General features: G+C 64.8%; 23 protein-coding genes and 1 tRNA gene. 10 read left to right on the top strand and 14 right to left on the bottom strand.

Features of this window, described 5'->3' with window-relative positions; all coding sequences use genetic code 11:
• Positions 1-13: 13 nt before the first annotated feature.
• A complete protein-coding gene (locus tag AC5RTE_RS05885) occupies positions 14-703 on the bottom strand; it encodes an L-ribulose-5-phosphate 4-epimerase (RefSeq protein WP_494040468.1) in 690 nt (229 codons plus the stop codon).
• Positions 700-2,439, bottom strand: coding sequence for a ribulokinase (araB, locus tag AC5RTE_RS05880; protein ID WP_494040467.1), 1,740 nt, complete (start codon positions 2,437-2,439; stop codon positions 700-702). The genes AC5RTE_RS05885 and araB overlap by 4 nt, the downstream gene beginning before the upstream one ends.
• Positions 2,440-2,616: 177 nt before the next feature.
• Between araB and AC5RTE_RS05875 the strand changes: the two genes are divergently transcribed.
• Positions 2,617-3,093 carry a hypothetical protein gene (locus tag AC5RTE_RS05875; protein ID WP_494040466.1) on the top strand — a complete coding sequence of 159 codons (477 nt, stop codon included), beginning with the start codon at positions 2,617-2,619 and terminating at the stop codon, positions 3,091-3,093.
• Positions 3,094-3,471: 378 nt separating this feature from the next.
• Complete coding sequence (locus AC5RTE_RS05870) at positions 3,472-5,232, top strand: S8 family serine peptidase (protein ID WP_494040465.1); 1,761 nt, start codon at positions 3,472-3,474, stop codon at positions 5,230-5,232.
• A gap of 95 nt (positions 5,233-5,327) precedes the next feature.
• On the opposite strand, the gene AC5RTE_RS05865 is transcribed toward AC5RTE_RS05870, so the two are convergent.
• Both AC5RTE_RS05865 and AC5RTE_RS05860 read right to left on the bottom strand, forming a co-directional pair.
• Positions 5,328-6,344 carry a LacI family DNA-binding transcriptional regulator gene (locus tag AC5RTE_RS05865; protein ID WP_494040464.1) on the bottom strand — a complete coding sequence of 339 codons (1,017 nt, stop codon included), beginning with the start codon at positions 6,342-6,344 and terminating at the stop codon, positions 5,328-5,330.
• An 89-nt stretch (positions 6,345-6,433) separates the two neighbouring features.
• Positions 6,434-6,506, bottom strand: a tRNA-Lys gene (locus AC5RTE_RS05860).
• Positions 6,507-6,693: 187 nt separating this feature from the next.
• On the opposite strand from AC5RTE_RS05860, the gene AC5RTE_RS05855 reads away from it, so the two are divergent.
• The 4 genes from AC5RTE_RS05855 (at position 6,694) to AC5RTE_RS05840 (ending at position 9,968) form a co-directional block, all read left to right on the top strand.
• Positions 6,694-7,353: a hypothetical protein gene (locus tag AC5RTE_RS05855; protein WP_387548135.1), complete on the top strand. Its 660-nt coding sequence runs from the start codon at positions 6,694-6,696 to the stop codon at positions 7,351-7,353.
• Positions 7,354-7,675: 322 nt separating this feature from the next.
• A complete protein-coding gene (locus AC5RTE_RS05850) occupies positions 7,676-8,293 on the top strand; it encodes a nuclease PIN (RefSeq protein WP_494040463.1) in 618 nt (205 codons plus the stop codon).
• Position 8,294: 1 nt separating this feature from the next.
• A complete protein-coding gene (locus AC5RTE_RS05845) occupies positions 8,295-9,308 on the top strand; it encodes an inorganic phosphate transporter (protein ID WP_494040462.1) in 1,014 nt (337 codons plus the stop codon).
• Positions 9,309-9,560: 252 nt separating this feature from the next.
• Complete coding sequence (locus AC5RTE_RS05840; RefSeq protein WP_494040461.1) at positions 9,561-9,968, top strand: hypothetical protein; 408 nt, start codon at positions 9,561-9,563, stop codon at positions 9,966-9,968.
• A gap of 250 nt (positions 9,969-10,218) precedes the next feature.
• Here AC5RTE_RS05840 and pstB read toward each other — a convergent pair whose 3' ends face one another.
• From pstB to pstS, 4 genes are all read right to left on the bottom strand, one after another.
• Complete coding sequence (gene pstB, locus AC5RTE_RS05835) at positions 10,219-10,998, bottom strand: phosphate ABC transporter ATP-binding protein PstB (RefSeq protein ID WP_494040460.1); 780 nt, start codon at positions 10,996-10,998, stop codon at positions 10,219-10,221.
• A gap of 71 nt (positions 10,999-11,069) precedes the next feature.
• Positions 11,070-12,182, bottom strand: a complete 1,113-nt coding sequence (pstA, locus tag AC5RTE_RS05830) for a phosphate ABC transporter permease PstA (protein WP_494040459.1) — start codon at positions 12,180-12,182, stop codon at positions 11,070-11,072.
• A complete protein-coding gene (gene pstC, locus AC5RTE_RS05825) occupies positions 12,183-13,115 on the bottom strand; it encodes a phosphate ABC transporter permease subunit PstC (protein WP_494040458.1) in 933 nt (310 codons plus the stop codon).
• A gap of 103 nt (positions 13,116-13,218) precedes the next feature.
• Entirely contained in the window at positions 13,219-14,340 is a 1,122-nt protein-coding gene (gene pstS / locus AC5RTE_RS05820; RefSeq protein WP_494040457.1) for a phosphate ABC transporter substrate-binding protein PstS, read from the bottom strand.
• A gap of 246 nt (positions 14,341-14,586) precedes the next feature.
• Here pstS and AC5RTE_RS05815 point away from each other — a divergent pair, with 246 nt between their 5' ends.
• A complete protein-coding gene (locus AC5RTE_RS05815; protein ID WP_494040456.1) occupies positions 14,587-15,714 on the top strand; it encodes an FUSC family protein in 1,128 nt (375 codons plus the stop codon).
• Here the strand turns inward: AC5RTE_RS05815 and AC5RTE_RS05810 are convergent.
• Positions 15,711-16,763 (bottom strand): Gfo/Idh/MocA family protein, encoded by a 1,053-nt coding sequence (locus AC5RTE_RS05810; RefSeq protein ID WP_494040455.1) that lies wholly within the window; start codon positions 16,761-16,763, stop codon positions 15,711-15,713. The genes AC5RTE_RS05815 and AC5RTE_RS05810 overlap by 4 nt on opposite strands.
• A gap of 226 nt (positions 16,764-16,989) precedes the next feature.
• Here AC5RTE_RS05810 and radA point away from each other — a divergent pair, with 226 nt between their 5' ends.
• On the top strand, positions 16,990-18,363 hold the full coding sequence (radA, locus tag AC5RTE_RS05805) for a DNA repair protein RadA (RefSeq protein WP_494040454.1): 1,374 nt from the start codon (positions 16,990-16,992) through the stop codon (positions 18,361-18,363).
• Between the two features lie 15 nt (positions 18,364-18,378).
• Here the strand turns inward: radA and AC5RTE_RS05800 are convergent, their stop codons facing one another.
• Entirely contained in the window at positions 18,379-18,648 is a 270-nt protein-coding gene (locus tag AC5RTE_RS05800; protein ID WP_494040453.1) for a hypothetical protein, read from the bottom strand.
• A gap of 119 nt (positions 18,649-18,767) precedes the next feature.
• On the opposite strand from AC5RTE_RS05800, the gene AC5RTE_RS05795 reads away from it, so the two are divergent.
• Positions 18,768-19,241 (top strand): NUDIX hydrolase, encoded by a 474-nt coding sequence (locus AC5RTE_RS05795; RefSeq protein WP_494040452.1) that lies wholly within the window; start codon positions 18,768-18,770, stop codon positions 19,239-19,241.
• A 64-nt stretch (positions 19,242-19,305) separates the two neighbouring features.
• On the opposite strand, the gene AC5RTE_RS05790 is transcribed toward AC5RTE_RS05795, so the two are convergent.
• Entirely contained in the window at positions 19,306-19,434 is a 129-nt protein-coding gene (locus AC5RTE_RS05790) for a hypothetical protein (RefSeq protein ID WP_494040451.1), read from the bottom strand.
• Here AC5RTE_RS05790 and AC5RTE_RS05785 point away from each other — a divergent pair.
• Positions 19,433-19,594 (top strand): hypothetical protein, encoded by a 162-nt coding sequence (locus AC5RTE_RS05785; protein ID WP_494040450.1) that lies wholly within the window; start codon positions 19,433-19,435, stop codon positions 19,592-19,594. The two genes, AC5RTE_RS05790 and AC5RTE_RS05785, sit on opposite strands and share 2 nt — an antisense overlap.
• On the opposite strand, the gene AC5RTE_RS05780 is transcribed toward AC5RTE_RS05785, so the two are convergent.
• Genes AC5RTE_RS05780 through AC5RTE_RS05770 form a run of 3 tightly spaced genes read right to left on the bottom strand, consistent with a single transcriptional unit; the run spans position 19,591 to position 22,121 of the window.
• On the bottom strand, positions 19,591-19,995 hold the full coding sequence (locus AC5RTE_RS05780; RefSeq protein WP_494040449.1) for a universal stress protein: 405 nt from the start codon (positions 19,993-19,995) through the stop codon (positions 19,591-19,593). The two genes, AC5RTE_RS05785 and AC5RTE_RS05780, sit on opposite strands and share 4 nt — an antisense overlap.
• A complete protein-coding gene (locus tag AC5RTE_RS05775; RefSeq protein WP_494040448.1) occupies positions 19,992-21,527 on the bottom strand; it encodes a tripartite tricarboxylate transporter permease in 1,536 nt (511 codons plus the stop codon). Before AC5RTE_RS05775 ends, AC5RTE_RS05780 begins: the two co-directional genes overlap by 4 nt.
• A gap of 9 nt (positions 21,528-21,536) precedes the next feature.
• Complete coding sequence (locus AC5RTE_RS05770) at positions 21,537-22,121, bottom strand: tripartite tricarboxylate transporter TctB family protein (RefSeq protein WP_494040447.1); 585 nt, start codon at positions 22,119-22,121, stop codon at positions 21,537-21,539.
• Between the last annotated feature and the right edge of the window lies 1 nt (position 22,122).

Raw genomic sequence — 22,122 nt, 5'->3', positions numbered from 1 at the left:
ACAAGGCTGGCCGTTACTGGCCATAAACGTTTTGGTAGCGGGCGTAGAGGGAGTCGATGTGGCCAGGGTCGATGGCAAGGGGCTCACCCAACTGGCGGGCAATGTGCACCGTCCGGGCAACTTCCTCGCACATCACGGCCGCCTTCACCGCCGATTTCGCGTCCTTGCCGATGGTGAAAGGCCCGTGGTTCTGCATGAGCACGGCCGGGGAGTTCGAGTTCTTCAGCGTCTCCACGATTCCGTGGCCGATCGAATCATCGCCAATCAGCGCGAACGGCCCCACCGGGATCTCGCCGCCGAATTCATCGCTCATCATGGTCAGCACGCAGGGGATGGCCTCCCCGCGCGCGGCCCAGGCCGTGGCGTAAGTGGAGTGCGTGTGCACCACCCCGCCCACCTCGGGCAAGTGCCGGTAGACGTACGCATGGGCTGCAGTGTCCGACGACGGCGAGAGTGCCGGGTTTCCCCACTGGCCTGCCGCGTCCCCATCCACGGGCAGCCCATATAGATCCGTCACCACCATCTGTTCCGGGGTGAGGTCCTGGTAAGAGACGCCGGAGGGCTTGATGACCATCAGCTCATGGCCCGGGACCCGGGCGGAGACGTTGCCGGCCGTCCACACCACCAGTTCGTAGCGGGTCAGCTCTGCGTGCAGGGCGCACACCTCGTCACGGACGCGGGAGATCGTGTCCAGGATGTTCACGCGGACACCTCCACGGCAGCCTCGGAAACAATTGCCGGGGGCGCCGAAAGTGGACCCGCTGCCCGCCGCTGGATGGCCTTGAGCCGGTGCATCACATCGTTGTTGCCGCGGCCGAAGTAGTCATGCAAGGTCTTGTACTCCTGGAAAAGTTCCTCGTAGGCGGCTACGTTCGCCGGTATGGGCGTGTACACCTCGCCCGGCTGGGAGCCCATAGCCTCGGCGGCTTCGCGGATATTCGTGTATTTTCCGGCGGCCACAGCAGCATGGATGGCGGAACCGAGGGCCGGGCCCTGGCTTGAGCCGATGGTGGAGAGCTGAAGGTTGGTGGCATCCGCATATATCTGCATCAGAAGCGGGTTTTTGAGCAGGCCGCCGGCAACGATGAACTCCTTCACCGGAACACCGGAGTCCCGGAATGCGTCCACAATCGTGCGGGTGCCGAACGCGGTGGCTTCCAGCAGCGCACGGTAGGTGTCCTCCGGGCGCGTCGCCAGGGTCTGCCCCACCACGATCCCGGAGAGCTCGTGATCAACCAACACGGAGCGGTTGCCGGAGTGCCAGTCCAAAGCCATCAGGCCGTGCTCGCCGATGGCTTGGCGGGACGCCAGTTCAGTGAGGTATTCATGGACGTCCAGCCCGGCTGTTTCGGCTGCCTGGTGGTACTCGCGCGGCACGCCGTATTTCGTGAACCAGCCGAAGATATCGCCGACGCCGGACTGGCCGGCTTCGTAGCCCCAGAGTCCGTCCACGATGCCGCCGTCCACCACCCCGCACATGCCGGGCACTTCCCGCAGTTCGGTGCCGTTCATGACATGGCATGTCGAGGTACCCATAATGGCCACCAGCTGACCAGGGTCTACTGCCTTCGCGGCAGGAGCGGTCACGTGGGCATCCACGTTGCCCACAGCCACTGCAATTCCCTCCGGCAGCCCTGTCCATTCAGCAGCTTCTGTGGTGAGGTACCCGGCGGCATCGCCGAGGCGGCCAATGGTGTGCTCCAGCTTGGAACTGACAAAATCCTTGAATTGCGGGTTCAGTGCCGTAAGGAAGTCCTCGGAGGGATAACGGCCGTCCTGGTAGATGCCCTTGTAACCGGCGGTGCAGGCGTTCCGGACATACCGGCCACAGAGCTGCCACACAATCCAGTCAGCAGCCTCAACCCAGTGATCCATCGCTGCATAGGCTTCAGGGTCCTCCTCCAGGAGTTGCAGTCCCTTAGCGAACTCCCACTCCGAAGAAATCAGCCCGCCATAGCGGGGCAGCCACTGCTCACCGCGTTCACCTGCAAGTTGGTTAATCCTGTCCGCCTGGGCCTGCGCGGCATGGTGGCGCCAAAGCTTGACATAGGCATGGGGCCGGTTTCTGAATTCCGGAAGCTCATTCAGCGGTGTTCCGTCCGCCTTGACCGGCACCATAGTGCAGGCCGTGAAGTCCGTGGCAATTCCAACTACGGCGGCCGGGTCAATACCTGCCTCAGCGACGGCGGCGGGAACCGCGGTGCGCAGAACGTCGCGGTAATCATCAGGCACCTGCAGGGCCCAGTCACCCGGGAGCCTCGCGCCGGGTTTGCCGGCAACGTCGGCCGGAAGGGCTTCCGTAACAACTGCGTGCGGGTACTCACACACCCCGCTGCCGAGCTCCTTGCCGTCCCGGACGCGGACCACCACGGCCCTGCCGGATAGCGTTCCGTAATCCACACCGATGACGTAGCTGTCCGCGTCTACTCTGACTTCCATAGAATCCTCCAATTGATGCCGCCGCCTTGCGACCCTTTAATTGTTAGCGCTAACAAGACTTCTGTCAATGTTTTTGCGGGCCCTCTCCCACACCAAATCGCGTGTACCCGGAAAGTGTGGAACGGTGCCAAAAGGGGTAGGGACAGTGGGACGCCCAGCACAACCGGAAGGATCCTTGTGGCCGACGCACAACCACACGCCCGTGCTGGCTCTCTTGCGTGGCTGGCGGGCCCACTCTCCACCGGCCTCGGACTGGTCGCCCACCTCGTAGGCGGGGGCCCGGCGCCCGGCCTCATGATCCTCGGAGCACTTGCCGCGCTGCTCGGGATGGGCGCGGCAATCCTCGGGCGCTTCCAACTGCCCGGCTGGGCGTTGCTGCTTTTGTGCGGAGTGGCCCAGCAGTTGCTTCATTGGGGGTTCGCGATCTTTTCCGGCGGCGCGGCGAACGGGCTGTCGGAGCACGGTCACGGCGGCATCAGGCAGGAGCCATCAGCGGCCGGTGAGGCAGCTGTGCCGGCGGGCTACTCACTGCATCTGATGCTTTACCTGCACATGGCCGCGGCGCTGGCGTCAAATGCCCTTATCACGTACTGGCCCCGGCTCGCCGGCTGGTCCCGCACCTTGACGCGCAGGCAAAGCTCCCCCGCTGCTTAGGACCCGGCCAAGAACCCGGCCCAGGGCTAAGTTACCGGCCGCATCAGACGCATGGCGTGCCCGAAGGCTCCTCCCCTTTTGCCCGCTTGGCGGGTGTTCTTTCTTCCGAGCAATGGCGGCACGTGCTTGAGCGCCAGCGGAACCGCTTCCCGCAAAACTCGACTCTGACGTCATAAGTCCAAGCTTTAGCGCAGGATTTACGTAGGTTGCGCTGCACCGGTCGCCGGGAGAAATAGAGTGGATCCGCCAGCCCGCGCATTTTGTCGTCTTCACCATGCCCTTTAGAGTCCACAAAGGAACCCTGACATTTTTTCCTCATCTCTCCACCGCCCTGCCCTGTTGATCCTATTGACGGCCCTGTCAGCCACTTGGGTTGGTGTGGCTACCGGAAACGCCGCACCAGTTGCTGCCTTCGGCGGGCCAAAAGAAGCAACAAGCCGCTACATCGTGGAGTATGCCGAGGGGACCGGCGCTGCAGCCGGGCCGAAAGCACTTCATGCCCGCAACCTCGCCGTTAAGCGGACGTTTTCCAAAGCGCTCAGGGGCGCCGTAGTAACGGCAACGCCGGAACAGGCCGAGCAATTGAGAACTTCAGGCGAGGTGGCAGGGGTGGAAATCGATGCACCGGTAACTGCAACTGACGTGGACCAACCGACGCCGTGGGGATTGGACCGGATTGATCAGCGCGCCTTGCCGCTGTCGGCCTCCTATACCCCTGCGGCTTCAGGTGCCGGGGTGAGCGCCTATGTCTTTGATACCGGGGTGTTGGCAACCCACACCGAATTTGCTGGACGGGTGACGGCCGGATGGACCCCCTTCCCAGAAGGCAACGGCAGTACCGACTGCAGCGGTCACGGCACGCACGTGGCAGGCACAATTGGCGGCAGAACCTACGGTGCGGCCAAGGACGTTACCATCGTTCCCGTTCGAGTGCTCGACTGCGCAGGTTCCGGCTACATCTCGGACATGATCGCGGGCCTGGACTGGGTCGTCGGGAACCACAGTGCCGGATCTCCCGCTGTGGCGAACATGAGCCTGCGCACCCCACCCAGTTCCATGCTCGACTCCGCCGTACAAAACCTCATTGCTGACGGCGTCACCACAGTTGTGGCAGCCGGCAATTCCGCTGTCGATGCCTGCACCGGTTCCCCTGCCCGGGTCCCGGCAGCAATTACAGTTGCTGCCAGCGACACCTCGGACCGACAAGCCTCCTTCTCCAACTTTGGCACCTGCACCGACATCTATGCCCCGGGGGTTGGGATCAAATCGGCAGGGCACTCGTCTGCTACAGCCGCGGCCACCCTGAGCGGAACATCCATGGCTGCACCGCACGCGGCCGGAGCGGCGGCGGTCCTTCTATCCCAAAGCCCTGCAATGGCCCCCTCGGCGGTGGCCGCCAACCTGAACGCCGCTGCAACCACCGGCGCGGTCAGCGGCACAGGGGCGGGCTCACCCAACAGGTTGCTGTTTTCTGGTCCCGCAACTGCCGCAATAGACCATGTCAAGGCAATAGCCGAGGCAGCTGCCGCTGCTCCGGGGATTGGTACAACCATGGGGCCGGTGACGTGCGGTCTGGCTAACGGCGGTTGCTACCAGAACTACCTGGGCGGTGTTGTTCACTGGTCTCCGGCTACCGGCGCGCGCATCACCAAGGGTGCCATCAACGCAGCCTGGGCAGGGCAAAACTGGGAAAACGGCAGCCTCGGATACCCCACCAGCAACGAGACCGGTGGCTTGAAAAACGGCGGCGTCTACCAAAACTTCCAAGGCGGCGTCATTCACTGGTCGCCGGCAACCGGGGCCCGCATCACCAAGGGGGCAATCAACGCCGCCTGGGCTGCGCTTAGCTGGGAGAACGGCTTCCTCGGCTACCCGACAAGCAACGAAATTACCGGGTTAAGGAACGGTGGGGTTTACCAGAACTTTCAGGGCGGGGTTATCTACTGGTCCGGGGCCTCGGGCGCACGCAGCAACGCCGGCGCCATCAGGCAAGCGTATGCATCACAAGGCTGGGAGAACGGCCGTCTGGGCTATCCAACCTCGAATGAGACTCCCTTAGGCTCCGGCGTGGTGCAGTACTACCAAGGCGGGCACATCACCTGGTCCGCCGCCAACGGCGCTGCCATCAGCTACCGGTAAGACCTCGCCGAAGCTTTGATGGCTTGGCATTCCCGACCGGCGGGTGGAGCCGCATGTGGACGTCCGCTGCCGCTGGGGGCGCTTAGCCTGGCTCGTCATTGCCCGGGCGGCGCTGCGCTCCCCCGGCGCACCAGCTCCGGGATGACTACTGTTGAACTGGCGGCGGCACCGGCCTCAATCTCCTTCAGCATGGTGTCCATGCAGCGCCTGCCCAGCTCTTCGAAGTCCTGCCGCACGGTGGTGAGCGGCGGGGTGAAGTAGCCGGACTCCGGCTGGTCGTCGAATCCCACCACGGAGACGTCGTCGGGCACGCGGACCCCTGCCTCGTTGAAGGCACGCAGCACCCCGAGGGCCATCTGGTCATTGCCCACGAACACAGCGGTGGCGGTGCGTTCGGCTGCCAGCCGGCGCCCCACCTCGTAACCGCTGCCCGCGCTCCAGTCGCCTTCCAGCAGCAGGTCGTCCTGAAGCCCTGCATGTTGCAGCGCCGCGCGCCAGCCTTCAGTGCGCAGGGCGCCGTCAATCCAGTCGGACGGCCCGGCAACATGCCCGATTCTGCTGTGCCCCAGCTCGATGAGGTGGCCCACGGCGATCTCCGCACCGCGTTTTTGGTCCACCATTGCCCCGCTGACTGCTTCATTTCCAGGCGAACCGACGGCCACAACTGGCACCCCGGGGCTGAACTCCTCAAGGATTTGCAGTGTTTCGGTGTGCGGCACCAGGAGAGCGATTCCGTCCACCGCCTGGTCCAGGAAGTGCCGCAGCGCATCGAAGATGGCGTCCCGGCCCACCGAACGCAGGGCGGCAATGCTGACGAAGTAGCCCGCGTTCCGCGCTGCCTGCTCCACGCCGAGGAGCGTGTTGGCCGGGCCGTACTGGGAGAGCTCACTGCCGAGCACACCTATGGTTTGTGAGCGCCGGGTGACGAGGCTCCGGGCTGCAGTGTTCCGCCGGTAGCCCAGCTCGGCGATGGCCGCCTCCACCTTTTCCCGGGTTGCTTTACTGACATTCGGGTGCCCGTTGACCACCCTGGAAACAGTTTGATGGGAGACGCCGGCACGTTCGGCCACGTCCTCAAGGCGCGGCAGCCGGCCGGCGCTGCTTTTTGTCATGTCCCCATTGTGCCGGTTGCCGCAAACAACAAATCCCCCGGCTGCCTCGGGGAGGCTGCCGGGGGATTTCCCGCTCTTCGCTAAAAGAGTGGGCCCTGTGGGGCTCGAACCCACGACCCACGGATTAAAAGTCCGATGCTCTACCAACTGAGCTAAAGGCCCAAGCCGGGCTGCTTCGGTACGTTGTACCGCCAACCCGGCCCATCCATTTCTGGACGTTAATACTCTAACCCATGCTCGAGGCAGCATTCGCACACGGGCCGGGCCCCGCCGTCGGCCCTGCCTGAGAGGCCCGGCAGCAATTCCTGAAGCTCGATTTAGCGCAGGGCACAGGAGTAGCGTTGGGGGCATGAGCGAGCAAACAGGTTCCAGTCATTACGGCGGCGCCAACCGGCACCACAAGCCCAAGCCTTTCGCGCCCGTCGACTTCGAACCGTTTGCCGGCGGCGCCGATCCCGCCCGCGTGTCCGAAGCCGCCCACCTCGCCGCCCAGGCGCTGGTCCGCCACGGGCGGGACAGCGACGACCCCGTAGTGACCGAGCGGCTCGTCAAGCTTGCGGACGAGCAGGGCCTGGAGGCCATCGCAGAGATGTGGGCCGAGAGCCCGGCCCGTTCACTTCCCGGAGCGCTGTGGCGGCTGTACGCCCTGCGTGCGGCCACGGTCCAGGATCCCGAACGAATTTCGGTCTACTTCCGCGCGGGCAAAGACACGGCGCAGGTCTCCAATGTGGTGGCCGGGGCCGCCGAGCCTCCCGGCGCTGATGAGATGAAGGCGATGGCGGACGCCATCCTTTCGGGAGCGTTCGACGGCGAGTTCGACGTCGCATTGGAGCGTTCCGCCGCATTCTGCCGGGTGGTGGCGCTCGGCCAGGCCACCCTCGCCGACGGCGCCGAGCACGGCAATGAGGCGCACGCGAGCAAACTCACCCGCAACTCCCACCAGCTGGTGAAGACCGCCGAGGACCTGGAGCACGCAGCCAACGCGTGGCGCCTCGGTGAGCTGGATTGAGCGAACCGCATGGCCCAGGAGCCCGGATCTGTCAATGTTGACTTGGGCCAACCAACGTAGAACACTGAAACTGGTGCCGAGCCGCGAAACCCCCGGGCTTCAACATTCAGCCGCCTAGAGCGGCCTACCGCCGAGAGGCGTATCCGGTTCGGCACCATTTTTCTGCCCAATTACTGTTTGCCCGTTTGCTTGCTGCCCAGCTACCGTCCTCCCATTTCGAAGGTGCAGTTACGGGCCGGTAGAGTTAGCGACAGTTGCGCGCCGGGGTCAAGTCACACGGCAGGCAATTCCCGCCCTGTTCTTATCCCGGAGACCGGTAACTGTGAAGCTGCGCCTTTTTCCCCAGGAGCCCGCCGGGCTGAACCTTTTATCGCAGATGGCGCAGCAAATTGTGCTGGCCAGTGCCACCCTGGCCGAAATCCTCGGTGTGCCCGCAGCCGAGCACGGCAAGCTCGTGGAGGACATGCACAACCACGAGGCCAAATCCGCTGAACTGCACTTTGCCCTTCTGACCCACATGCGCACCAGCTTCGTGAACCCCCTCCCCCGCGAAGACATGTATGCTCTGTCCCGCTACCTCAACGAGGCCATCGAGAAACTGGACGCTGCGGCGGAACTCGTGGCGCTGTACCGCCTGGAGCGGCTGCCAAAACGGGCAGCGGACCAGCTGGAAATCATCAGCCGGCAGGCCGAGCTCACCGTTGACGCTATGCGCCGGCTCGACAACCTGGATGACCTGGAGGATTACTGGATTGAAATCCTTCGCCTGGCCAAACGTGCTGAACGGACGCACCGGGTCTGGGTGGCGGACATGATCAGGGACATGAAGTGGGCGCAGTACTCACGGAATCGTGATGTCGCCAACCAGCTGGTGGAGGTCACCAAGGACATGCGGCGCATCGCCACCCAGGTAGGCAGCATCATCGTCAAGGAATCCTGAGGTGACGGCAGTCGTCTTCGGCACGGTGGTCCTGCTGACAGCCGTGTTCGCGTTCGTCAACGGCTTCCGTGACGTCTCCACCTCGGTGGCGCTTGCCGTCCGGACCCGTGCCCTCACACCCAGCGTGGCGGTATTGCTGGCCGCCTTCTTCAACTTCCTCGGCGCCCTGCTCAGCGCGCTCCTGGCTGTGGCGGTCAGCCAGACGTGGATCCACCTGCCCGAAGGGACGGACGGCCTCAGCATCCTGCTCGCCGGCCTGGGCAGCGCCACCGCGTGGGGCATCCTGCTGTGGTGGCGGGGCATACCTGCCTCGTCCACGCACGCCCTGGTGGGTGGCCTTGCCGGGGCCGGGCTCGCCAGCCTCGCACTGGGTGGCACCGGGGTAGGCGCGGTGGACCATTCACTGCTATTCCAGGTGGTACTTCCGCTGCTGCTGTCGCCGCTGGTGGCCTACAGCGGCGCCTTCATGCTGGTTTACCCGGCTACCTGGGCCGCCCGCTACACCCAGCCCAACGTGGTCAACCAACGGTTCCGCCGGAGCCAGTCCATAGCTGCCGGGGCGGTGGCGTTTGGCCACGGCCTGCAGGACGGCCAGCGGATCAGCGCCGTCCTGATCCTCGCCCTGCTGGCAGCAGGCTATTCCGACGGCGGCACTATCCCCGCGTGGGTGGCGCTGCTTACCGCGGTAATGATCACCGCCGGCACCCTTTACGGGGGGTGGAGGATCTCCCATACGATCGGCTACAAAATCACCAAGATAGACCCGCTCCGTGGCTCCGTGGCTCAGATCTTCAGCGCCCTCATGCTGTTTGTGGGTGCCATCGGCCTGCAGTGGCCGCTTTCCACCACGCATACAGTAACTTCTGCCGTGCTGGGAGCGGGCGAAAACCAGAACTTTTCGGTGACCAACCGGAAGCTGGTGATCCGCATTGTGGCACTGTGGATCCTGACGCCGGCCGCCACTGCGGCATTGGCGTTTGTCCTGGCCCTGTCGCTGTCCCCGTTGGCCGGCTGAGTAAACCCACCCTTCAGGCTGCAGAGGGCACCATGGGCCGAAGCGGCTGCCGGGCAGGGACCCATGCTGTCCCTCGGGGAGGGGGGAGCCCCTCCTGCCCTGTACAGGCAGACCCGTGTGACGTAGATTCGAAAGTACGCCCCCAAGCGCTGCTGCCGGGGCTGACATCCGCCGCCGGGTGCAGGGCCGCGGATTAACGCTGCTGCAGCATATCGGCGGCCCGGATGCACAGCGCGGAAAAGAGCAGGCATCATGTCTAACTCGAATCCCCGGCATTCCCTGCCCCAGCCCCGGCACATGGAATGCGAGATCTGCGGGACGGAACATCATCTGACCATCCATGCCATCACGGCGATGGGAGCGGCCAACGGCGACCTGGTTACCGTGTCCTACACCTGTAATGACTGCCACAGGTTCCACGAACACCTTGCGTACGCAGAGGACGTGGCCGCGGCGCTGCACCAGGTGCGCTGGATGGCCAAGGTGATCATGTTCGGTGACGAGTACGTCCACTGCGGTTTCCCCATGGAGGAAGCCGAGTTCGAAATAGAACGCCTTTGCTACCGCACCAGCAACAGCAGTGGCGGACTCAGCGCCGTCTCGCTTCCCACCAGGGTCCTGCGCTGCCGGTGCGGCTTCCAGCTGGAAGTCCCGGAGTAGCCGCCTGGTTCAGCCGGCTGTGGGGCCACGGCCGCAGGGGTCCCCGGGCGAGCGTGCGAGCCTGGTGCAGCCGGCTCTGGGCCCACAGCCGCCGGGGTCCCCGGGCGAGCGTGCGAGCCTGGTTCAGCCGGCTGTGGGGCCACGGCCGCAGGGGTCCCCGGGCGAGCGTGCGAGCCTGGTTCAGCCGGCTGTGGGGCCACGGCCGCAGGGGTCCCCGGGCGAGCGTGCGAGCCTGGGGCGCGGCTGGGGATTATCCGAACCGGCCCGAGACGTAGTCCTCGGTTGCCTTCTGGCCAGGGTTGCTGAAGATGGTGTGGGTGTCGTCCACCTCGATAAGCTTGCCCGGCTTGCCGGTGCCCGCGATGTTGAAGAAGGCGGTCCGGTCCGAGACGCGGGCTGCCTGCTGCATGTTGTGGGTCACGATCACCACGGTGTATTGGTCCTTGAGCTCGTTGATCAGGTCCTCAATGGCCAGGGTGGAGATGGGATCCAGCGCGGAGCAGGGCTCATCCATCAGGATCACCTGAGGTTCCACAGCAATGGCCCGCGCGATGCAGAGCCTCTGCTGCTGGCCGCCGGAGAGGCCTGACCCGGGCTTGTCCAGGCGGTCCTTGACCTCGTTCCAAAGGTTGGCGCCCTTCAGCGAGCGTTCCACCAGGACGTCGGCCTCGCCCTTGGAGATCTTTTTGTTGTTTAGCTTGACGCCGGCCAGCACGTTGTCACGGATGGACATGGTGGGGAACGGGTTGGGCCGCTGGAAAACCATGCCGATCTGTGAGCGGACGGTCACGGGGTCCACGCCGGGGCCGTACAGGTTGTCGCCGTCGAGCAGGACGTCGCCCTCCACTCGGGCGCCCGGAAGCACCTCGTGCATGCGGTTTAGGGTCCGCAGGAAGGTGGACTTACCGCAGCCGGACGGACCGATGAACGCGGTAACGGATTTGGCCTCGATGTTAATGGTGACGTCTTCCACCGCGAGGAAATCGCCGTAGTACACGTTCAGGTCCTTGACGTCGATGCGCTTAGACATGGTGTTCCTTCACTGACTGGGTATGAATTGAAGTTTATGATCGGGGCCGTGTGACCGGAAGGAGCAGGCGCTCAGCGGCCTGTCTTGGGGGCGAAGATCCTGGCGATCAGCCGGGCGCCAAGGTTGAGGATCATCACCAGGATGATCAGCACCAGGGCGGCACCCCAGGCCCGCTGAGACGACGGGTCCGGGTTGGCCGGCGAAGTGGGGTTCAGGATCTGGGTGTAGATGAATGTAGGCAACGAGGCCATCCAGCCGCTGAACACGTTGGAGTTAATGCTGGTGGCGAAGCCTGCCGTGACCAGGATGGGGGCCGTCTCGCCGATAACGCGGGCGATCGCCAAGGTGACGCCGGACGCGATGCCGGATATCGCCGTCGGGATGACCACCTTGACGATGGTCCGCCACTTGCGCACGCCCAGGGCGTACGCCGCTTCACGGAGTTCGTTGGGAACGATCTTCAGCATCTCCTCGCTTGACCGCACCACCACCGGGATCATCAGCACGGAAAGCGCGACGGCGGCCACTGCACCGGTTTTAGTGCCGGGACCCACCACGGCGAAGAAGAAGGCCGCGGCGAAGAGTCCGGCCACGATGGAGGGGATGCCGGTCATCACGTCCACGAAGAAGGTGATGGCGCGGGCCAGCCGGCCGTCGCTGCCATACTCCACGAGGTAGATGGCGGTCAGCAGGCCCACCGGCACCGAGATGATGGTGGCCAGCAGCGTGATCTGGATAGTACCCAGGAGCGCGTGGTAGATGCCGCCCAGCACGGGGGCACCTTCTTCCGCGGCCCGGTTGTCGAAAACGCCCGTGACGCCGTTCATGGAGTTGGTAAGGAATCCGGGAGTAAGAAGCCCGGGTACACCGTTGACCAGCACGGTCCAGATCACCGATAAGAGCGGAAGCAGGGCCACGAGGAAGGAACCCACTACGAGGCAGGTGGCCAGTTTGTCCTTTGCCTTGCGGGAACCCTCAACAACCGCGCTCCAGGACACCAGGCCGATGGCGAAAAGGAGCGCGGAGACAATGCCCCAGCCGAACACGTTGAAGCCCACCAGGGCGAGGATGGCGGCGCCAAAAATAAGCGCGCCGGCCAGGACCACGTAGGGCGCGTACTTGGGCAGCTGGCCCTTGGTGAGCGCCGAGCGCTTGCTGCGAACGGGGGTAAGCGTGGAGGTCATTTAGTTGGCTCCCGAGAATTCTTTGTGCCGGGTGATGATCCAGCGCGCGATCATGTTCACGGCCAGGGTGATGACGAACAGGACCAGGCCGGCGGCGATCAGTGTGCTGACCTTTAGCCCGCTTGCTTCCGGGAAATTCAGTGCAATCTCCGCCGCGATGGTCTGGTTGCCTGACTGGATGAGGCTGGCGGTCAACGCTCCGGAGGACAGGACCAGTGCTACGGCCATGGTTTCCCCGAGGGCACGGCCAAGACCCAGCATGACGGCGCTGATGATGCCCGGGCGGGCGAACGGCAGGACGGACATCTTGATCATTTCCCACCGCGTGGCTCCAAGGGCGAGCGCGGCTTCCTCATGCAGTTTGGGGGTCTGGAGGAATATCTCGCGGGAGAGCGACGTGATGATGGGCAGCACCATGACCGAAAGGACGATGCCGGCCGTGAGGATGGTCTTGCCGGTGGCTGAGGCCGGGCCCTGGAAGATGGGCAACCAACCCATGTTGGCCGCGAGCCAGTTGTAGGCCGGGGAGATCTCCTTGGCCAGGAACGCGGCACCCCAGGCGCCATAGACCACGGACGGGATGGCAGCCAGCAGGTCAACAACGTAGCCCAGCCCGGATGCGAGGCCGCGCGGAGCGAAGTGTGAAATGAACAGCGCGACGCCGATGGCAACGGGCGTGGCGATCACCAGTGCGATCACGGCTGCAATAAGGGTGCCGATTACGATGGGCCAGATGTAGGCGAAGAAGCCTTCGCCGCCCTGGATCTCGGCAGCCGGCGCGGTCAGCGCCGGAATCGCCTGGACCACCAGGAAGAGTGCGACGCCGAAAAGGACGGCGAGAATAAGGCAGCCGGCGGCCAGCGCGGCACTCGAAAAGATTTTGTCCCCGGCGCGGCCGGCGCCCCGGGTGCTGGTCAGGGAGGTGGCGGTCATTCGACGGCCCTTCGATCGATTGCTGGGAGGGGAAGGCGGCGACTAAAACCAAGTTCCCCGCACTGCCTCTCGGCAGGCGGGGAACCCGGATTCAGAGCGGTGATTAGGACTTGACCTTGATGGACTCGACAGCCGCGGCGGCCTTCTCGGCCAGGGCCGGGGAGAGCGGTGCGGACTTGGCGGAATCCGCGGCGGCCTGCTGGCCTTCCTCGGAGACTACGTAGTTTTCAAAGGCCTTGACCAGGTCAACAGTTTCCTGCTTGTCGTAGGCGCTGCAGACCACGTGGTAGGAAACGAGGACCACCGGGTAGGCACCGGCGGCGGTGGTCTTGCGGTCCAGCTTGATGGCCACGTCGTTGGCGGAGCGGCCTTCAACCGGGCTGCCGGCCTCGACTGCCTTGGCAGCTGCTTCGGCGGAGATCTTGACGTATTCCTCGCCTACCTTGATGGAGGCGGTGCCGAGGGCGCCGCCAACAGCGGAGTCGTCAGCGTACGTTACGGCACCGGGGGTGTCGGTAACGGTCTTGACCACACCGGAGGTGCCCTTGGCGTTCTCGCCCTGCAGGGTTGCGGGCCAGACGCCTGCGGACTTGTCGGTCCAGACCTCAGGAGCTGCGGAAGCCAGGTAGTCGGTGAAGTTGGTGGTGGTGCCGGAGTCATCCGAACGGTTCACCGGGGTGACCTTGAGGTCCGGGAGCTCCACGCCCTCGTTCAGGGCGGCGATGGCGGGATCGTTCCAGTTGGCGATTTCGCCCCGGAAGATCTTGGCCACGGTAGCGGCGTCGAGCTTCAGCTCGGTGATGCCGGGAAGGTTGAAAGCCACGGCGATCGGGGAAATGTAGACGGGGATGTTGATGGCTCCGTCGGGACCGCAGACGGCCTTGGAGCTCTCAAACTCTTCGTCCTTGAGGTAGGCGTCCGAACCGGCGAACTGTGCCGAGCCGTCAACGATGGCCTTGCGGCCTGCGCCGGAGCCGTCCGGGGAGTACTGCACGGTGGCGCCCTGGTTAGCGGACGCGAAACCGGCCTTCCATGCGTCCATGGCTGCACCGGTGGAGGAAGCGCCGATGCCGGTGAGGGTGCCGGTTACCTTGGGGCCGGCGGACGTCTGGCCGCCGGCGGGCGCAGTGCCCGTGGCGTTGTCTGAACCGCAGGAGGTGAGCGCGAGAGCGCCGGCTGCGATAACAGCGATAGCCGCGTGGCGGCCGAAGCGGAGTGCCTTCACTGAATGTACCCCTTCCAGGGTCTCAATTGCGGGCAGGACCGGAGACGCCCTGCAGCGCGATGCGTACGTTTTGTACCTTCATCGAAGTTAGGGGCCGCAGGTAACAGGATTGGCTGTCCAAAGTGAACGGAACATTAACGGCGGCGGGATATCGGCTTACAAGTGCCGGGTTCCCATTGCGCAGATCACAGGTCCGGCCGTAGTGCGGAGGCTGTCAAGGTCCGGGCAACAAATAGACTGGACGGCATGGCCCCAGCAGCAGGACTCTCAGCAGGCAGGCGTTTCCTGCGCGGCCGTATCCGCACCGGCCTGATCCGCAGCCGGAACTCGCTGGTGCCTGCCATCCAGATGACCGTCTGCGCTGTGGGTGCCTATGCCTTTGCCGAGTATGTACTGGGCCATTCCGGGCCCCTGTTCGCAGCCACGTCCTCTCTGATTGCCCTTGGCTTTTCCCGGGAGCCGCGGCTGCGGCGGGTGGTGGAGGTGGGACTTGGCTGCACCATAGGCATAGCCGTGGGTGACCTCCTCCTGCACTGGCTGGGCGGCGGTATCTGGCAGGCCGCCGTCGTCCTTCTTTTCTCCATCCTGCTGGCCCGCTTTTTGGACAGCGGCACGATCTTCACCACCCAGCTGGGGCTGCAGTCGCTGCTGGTGGTCCTGCTGCCCGCACCGGCCGGCGGGCCGTTCACGAGGAGCATAGACGCCGTGGTGGGCGGTCTCTGCGCGCTGCTCGTCACCATCCTCATCCCCAAGGACCCACGGCGGGAGCCGCGGAAAGACGTCCAGAAGCTGCTGCACGAGCTGGCCGAGGTGCTGCGTGAGTGCGGGGAGGCGCTCGTCCGGAGTGATTCCACCCAGGCCTGGCACGCACTCATCCGGGGCCGGAACTGCCAGCCGTTGGTGGACGGGATGCGCCAGTCACTCCGCGCGTCCGGCGAGGTGGCCACCCTGGCCCCCGCCTACAGACGGCACCGGGAAGAACTGGACCGGCTCAAACAGTCGCTGGATTTCATTGACCTGGCACTGAGGAACAGCCGGGTTTTCGCGCGGCGCCTTACCAGCGCCATCAACCATGCCGCGCTTTCGGACGAGGCGACGGAGAACATCGCGGAGGTGCTGCAGGAGACCGCTGCCGCCATTGATGAGCTGTCGCTGGGCTTGGCGGAAACGCACGACGGCGTCCGCCGCGCCCACCTGCGGACGGCCCGCCGGGACCTGAGCGAGATTGCCCTGCGCCTGCACCCCAAGCTGCTGGAGGTGCAGAGGCTGGAAGGGGAAACGGTGGTGATGCTGTACCGGCCGCTGATGGTGGACCTGCTGGAGGCCACCGGCATGGACGCGCGCGAGGCCAGGGACGTGCTGCCCGCGCTTTAGGAAACGCCCGGGCTGGAGTCGTTCGCGTACCGCAGGCCGAGTTGCTCCCGGGCCTGGTCCAGCAGCTCCATCACCTTTATCGTTTTGCTCCAGGGCATCAACGGGCTTTCCTGCAGGCCGGCCCGGATGCAGCGTGCTGTCTCGCGCAGTTCGTGGATGAAACCCTCGGTTTGCTCGGGGAACTCCTCTGCCCGGATTTCGCCGTTCAGGCCGCATACTTCGAGCATCCGCGGGTTGTACAGCGGGGAACCGGTCCTGATCCAGCCTGCGGTTCCGCTGATGGTGGCCATTCCCGGCCCGGCGGCCTGGATCGAGGAGGTCAGCTGCGCGGAAGCTCCTTCCGGGTACTCAAGGGCGATGGTGTTCTGGACATCCACGCCGTCCTGGTTCAGGTGGCCCCTCGCCGTCAGCTTCTCCGGGAACCCCAGCGCCGCGATGGCCCAGGTCAAGGGGTAGACCGCGAGGTCCAGCAGTGCCCCGCCGCCGGCCGCCGGATCCCAGAGCCTGTCCCGGGGGTCATAGGCAGCCGGAAAGCCAAGGTCGGCCTGGAGCCAGCAGACCCTGCCGATCTCGCCGCTGCCGATCAGTTCCAGGGTCCGGCGCATGACGGGCAGGAAACGCGTCCACACCGCCTCCATCAGGAAAAGCCCCCGTTCACCCGCCAAGCGGACCAGCTCACGGGCCTCCCGGGCGTTGATGGTGAAGGGCTTCTCGCACAGGACGTGCTTCCCGGCTTCGAGGGCTGCGCGGGCAACCTCGAAGTGCTGTGCGTGCGGCGTGGCGACATACACCACGTCTACCTTGGGGTCCGCGAAGAGCTGCCTGTATCCGGATCCGGAGGGGCCGTCGTGGTAGCTGGCGGCAAAGCCGTACTCCTCCGCGAATGCCTCCGCCGAGGCTTTGCTGCGCGAGCTCACGGCATAAAGCTCGGCGTCCTCGAGGAAGGCAAGGTCGCGGGTGACCTTGTGCGCGATCCGTCCTGTTGCCACAACACCCCAGCGAAGGGAGCGGTTAGTGTCCGTGTTGGCGCCGGGCCCGGTGGCATCCATCACGCCGACTCGCGGATCACCAGTGACGTGGGAATCTGCGTCACCCGTTCGGCGTCCTTGCCCTCAATCAGGTCCACTAGAATTTCGGCCATTTTCTTTCCATCTCAATAATCGGGTACCGCGGGCTTCAGTTTACGTGGTCCCGATTTTTCCAATGGGCAGCGGCGGTCTCCCTCCCCTCCGGGGTGGCCAAGGAATGTCAGGGCCCGCCACTAGGGTTGATCCCATGGCAACAAAGACTTCCCGGGCGTCCAAGGCGCCCGCCTACAAATGCGCCGAGTGCGGCTGGACCACCGTCAAATGGGTCGGCCGGTGCGGTGAGTGCCAGGCATGGGGCACCGTCGAGGAAGCCGGCACCGCCGTTGCACGTACGACGCCGGCGGCAACAGTCGCGGAGCCCGCCCGCCGGATTGCCGAGGTGGACGCAACCACCGCTGCTTTCCTGCCTACCGGCGTGGACGAACTGGACCGGGTACTGGGCGGCGGGCTGGTGCCGGGCGCTGTCATCCTGCTCGCGGGTGAGCCTGGCGTGGGCAAGTCAACGCTGCTGCTTGATGTCGCTGCGAAGTTTGCCCGGACGGCGCAGGACGTGCTGTACGTGACCGGGGAGGAATCGGCGGCCCAGGTGAAGCTCCGTGCCGAGCGGATCGACGCCGTGGCTGAATCGCTGTACCTTTCCGCTGAGACGGATCTGGGCCAGGCGCTGGGTCAGGTCGAGAAGATCGAGCCCCGCCTCCTGATTGTGGACTCCGTGCAGACCCTCAGCAGTGCCGATGTGGACGGCAGCGCCGGCGGTGTTTCGCAGGTCCGTGAAGTTGCCGCGTCCATCATTGCCGCGGCCAAGCAGAGGAACATGACCACCCTGCTGGTGGGCCACGTGACCAAAGACGGCTCCATCGCCGGGCCGCGGCTGTTGGAGCACCTGGTGGACGTGGTGTGCCAGTTCGAGGGCGAACGCCACTCCCGGCTTCGGCTGCTCCGTGCCGTCAAGAACCGCTACGGACCAACGGACGACGTCGGCTGCTTCGACCTGAACGAAAACGGCATCGAAGGTCTCGCCGATCCCAGCGGGCTGTTTGTCAGCCGCACCAAGGAGCCGGTCTCCGGCACCTGCATTACGGTAACGATGGAAGGCCGGCGGCCCCTGCTGGCCGAGGTGCAGTCACTGCTCGCCGAAAGCCCCAACTCGCAGCCGCGGCGGGCCACCAGCGGCCTGGACAGCTCCCGCGTCTCCATGCTGCTGGCTGTCCTGCAGCAGCGTGCCGGCACCCTGCTGCACAAGGACGATTCGTACGTGGCCACGGTGGGGGGCGTGAAGCTGAGTGAGCCGGCGACGGACCTGGCTGTTGCCCTTGCGGTGGCTTCGGCAAAGGCCCGCAAACCGCTGCCCATCCGGCTGATCGCTTTCGGCGAGGTGGGCCTCGCGGGCGAGGTCCGGCCTGTCCCCGGCATCAACCAGCGCATCCAGGAAGCCCACCGGCTGGGGTTCACCCACGCCGTTGTGCCCGCCAGCCACGCCGGGCCGGGTCCGGTGCCGGCCGGTTTCTCGGTCCGCGAAGTGGAGCACTTGACGGAGGCCCTGAGCCTGTTGATCGGCTAGCGCCGGATGGTCAGGCTAGCGGTGCTCCGGCAAGGGGTCCGGGTCGTCGCTGTGGGTGTTGAAAAGCCAGCCGGATACGTCGCTGCGCAGCACCAGGAGCGGGCCGCCGGTAGCGCTGACGTTTCCGGTGGGAACGTAGTAGCCGCGGCCAGCACCGGGTCCGCCGGCGGCACGGTCCAAGGCGTCAACCAGGTATCGCGGCAGGTGTCCCTGCGGCCCGAGGGTGCGGAGTTCATCCAGTTCATCCGGCGTGAGCCGTCCCAAAACCTCGGCTATGTTGGCCATGACGGGGTCCCTTCGAGCAGAGTGCCTAGGGGAATAACCTAAAGCAGCGCCGTGAACTGCAGGTTAACGTTGAAGGGCGGTTTCCGATCGTTTTAAAATCTTCAGCAAGTGGAGGACAGGTGCCGGTTTTCAGCGCAGGGATTCTGCTGTACAGGAAGACAGACCCGGGCGGCCTGGAAGTCTGGATAGCCCACATGGGCGGACCGTTTTGGGCGCGCAAGGACGCCCATGCCTGGTCCATCCCTAAGGGTGAATATGGCGGGGACGAGGATCCGCTGGCTGCTGCCCTGCGGGAGTTTGCCGAAGAGATGGGCTCCCCTGCCCCGCCCGCGGACTACCGGCAACTCGGACAGTTCCGGCAGCCGTCCGGCAAGATCATCACGGTTTTCACCGCGGAGCAGGACTTCCAGCCGGCAAGGATCGTCAGCAACACGTTCCCGCTGGAGTGGCCCAAGGGTTCAGGCCGGATCCAGCACTTTCCGGAGATCGACGACGCCCGCTGGTTTACGGAGGCCGAAGCGCGCCTCAAGCTGGTGAAGGGCCAGCTGCAGGTCCTCGACGCACTCACTGAAAAGATCCGCCGTCGGACGTGATAAAGCCGGCAACCCCTGGAGGGGTCACCGGCTTCAGCGCAGTTTCATCTGCGGTTCCCGGCTGCTACGCCGCTGCCAGTTCGCGCTGCTGCGTCACCCTTGTGACGGATACGTCGTCCCCGAAGTAAACCATGGTCCGGCCGGCACCGTCGGTGCGGATCATCCAGAAAACGCTCCGGTCGGAAGCGATCATGTCAATCGTCCCGGCTATGATCGTCCCGTTCGAGGAGCGCACCTCTACATTTTCGTTCCTGCAAAGCCTTGACCAGTCCGGCACCGGAGCCTCGGGCAACGACGGTCTCCGCCTTTTGGAATCGTACTTGTACATGCTGCTATCGCCCTTCCGGTGCTAGAAGTTTCCGCCGTCGGCTTTGACCGCCAGGACCGGGCGGTCAGCCTGCATCAGTATCCGCTGGGCGTGGCTGCCCAGAATGAACTTGCCTACCTGGGTGCGGTGCCGGAGCCCGATGACGATCAGGGAGGCGTCGGCTTCACGGGCCACATCAAGGAATTCATCGGCGAGGTCATGCTGGTACGGGGGCTGGATCACCCGCACCTCAACGCCGGCGTCGGCAGCACGGCGGGCGGCCTTTTCCAGCAGGTCATCCGGAGCCACAGACTTGTCCACCAGCGCACCTTCCCGGGCGGAGTTTACGATCAGGAGATCTTCGCTCCGTAACCGGGCCTCGGCAATGCCTGCTGTAAGGGCCGCTTCTCCTGCGGGTGTGGGAACAAATCCGACGACGATGCTCATACCTTTTCCTTAATGTCCGGCCTGGCGGCGGCTGTTGGTGTGGAGGAGGTCCTGCGCTTGGCGATGGCACTCCGAACGAGCGGAAGCACAGCCACCAGCAAGAAGACCAGCAGCAGGGTGGCCGAGATGGGACGGCCGAAGAAGCCTGTGGGGTCACCGCCGAACATCAGCAGCGAACGCCGGATCGAGCTCTCGAGGAGTTCTCCAAGCACGAAGGCCAGCACCAGCGGTCCGGGCTCGAAGCCGAACTTTTTCATCAGGTAACCGATGACGCCGAAGACTACAACGAGGGTTACATCGAACATGCTGTTGTTGATGGTGTAGGCACCCAGCAAGGTGATCAGAGCTGTAATGGGCGCTAGGATGGCTGCCCTGACACGCAGGATCCGAACGAAGATGCCCACGAGCGGAAGGCTCATGATCAGCAGCAGGATGTTGCCGATGTACATGGAATTCACGACGCCCCAAAACAGCTCCGGGTCCTGCTCCACAAGCTGCGGTCCGGGCGTGACGCCCTGGATCAGCAGGGCACCGAACATCAGCGCCATGGTGGCGTTGGCAGGGATGCCCAGAGTCAGCAGGGGGATGAAGGAGGAGGTTGCGGCGGCGTTATTGGCGGTTTCCGGTCCTGCCACACCTTCCGGCGCGCCCTTGCCGAAGCGCTCAGGCTGCTTGGCCCGCTTTTTTTCCATGGCATAGGACGCCATTGACGCGATCGTAGCGCCGCCGCCGGGGAGGATGCCCAGGAAGAATCCCAGTACCGAGCCGCGGCCGATGGAACCGGATGCCTGCTTCAGGTCCTTGCGCGAGGGCCACACGTTAGCCACCTTCGACGGTGCCTTGGCTGCGCGGTGCCTCTCCTCGAGGTTGTAGAGGATCTCGCCGAGGCCGAAAATACCCATGGCGATGGGCACGAAGTCGATGCCGTCGGCAAGCTGGAGGCTGCCGAACGTGAAACGGCTTTCACCGGTGAAAACGTCACGGCCTACCGTGGCGAGCAGCAATCCGAGGGCTGCTGCGATGAGCGCCTTGGCCTTGGCTCCGCTGCTGATGGTGGCTACCAGCAGGATGCCCAACAGCGCCAAAGCGGTGTACTCGGGCGCACCGAAGTCCAGGGCAAAGCTGGCAACAAGCGGCGCGAGGAAGGTGAGGCCGATGATGGCGGCCGTGCCGCCGATGAAAGAGCCGATGGAGGCCAGGCCCAAAGCGGTGCCAGCCTTGCCCTGCTTTGCAAGCTGGTAGCCGTCGAAAACGGTGACCACCGAGGACGCTTCGCCGGGAAGTCGAAGGAGCACCGAGGTGATGGTGCCGCCGTACTGGGCGCCGTAGAAGATGCCTGCCAGCATGATGATGGCGGTGACGGGTTCAACGCCGTAGGTGAGCGGGAGCAGGATGGCGATGGTTGCCGCCGGCCCCAGGCCGGGCAACACACCGATGAGCATGCCGATGACGACGCCGACCAGGCAGTAGAGCAGGTTGGTCGGCTCCAGGACAACCGCAAATCCGTTGATGACGGGATTTAGAAAATCCACGGGGTTCTCCTAGAAAAGATGGGGAATGGAGGTGTTGAGCGCCAGCACGAAGATGCCGTAAAAAGCTGCAACGACGATGGCACTGACCAGGAGCGTTGACCGCCAGGTTTCCCCGCCCAGGAAGCGCATCCAGATGATGCACAACACAAGGGCGGGCAGTTCAAACCCGATCAACGGCATGAGAGCAACCATGGCGGCCAGCGTCACGAGTCCGGTGAGGGGTGCCGTGGACAGACGGGTGAACTTTTCGGCGTCGCGGTTGTGCCGGCCCAGAACAAGCTGGAACAGGCCCAGCGCAACCATCGCGCAGCTGATGATGAATGGCCACAATCCCGGCTGGGGGCTGGCGGGAGTGCCCAGACCCATGGTTATGGACAGGACGACGGCGGCAAGCCCCACGCCGAGGACCACCAACGAGGACGCGGCGTTGGCGAGGGCGCCTGCCGCGGGGGGCTTTTCTTCTTCCCACTGTGCTGCAAGCTGCTCCGGCGTCAAATCGTCAATAAGTCCGTCAGACTCCGTGCGGGGGGCGTCCCTGCCGGAGGAGGCAGCGGTGCTGCCTCCTCCGGCAGGTACTGCGGGTGTTCCTTGCACT

The organism is Arthrobacter sp. K41 (assembly GCF_059089645.1).
The sequence above is the reverse complement of the archived record's forward strand: the minus strand, read 5'-3'. Positions and strand labels throughout refer to the sequence as shown.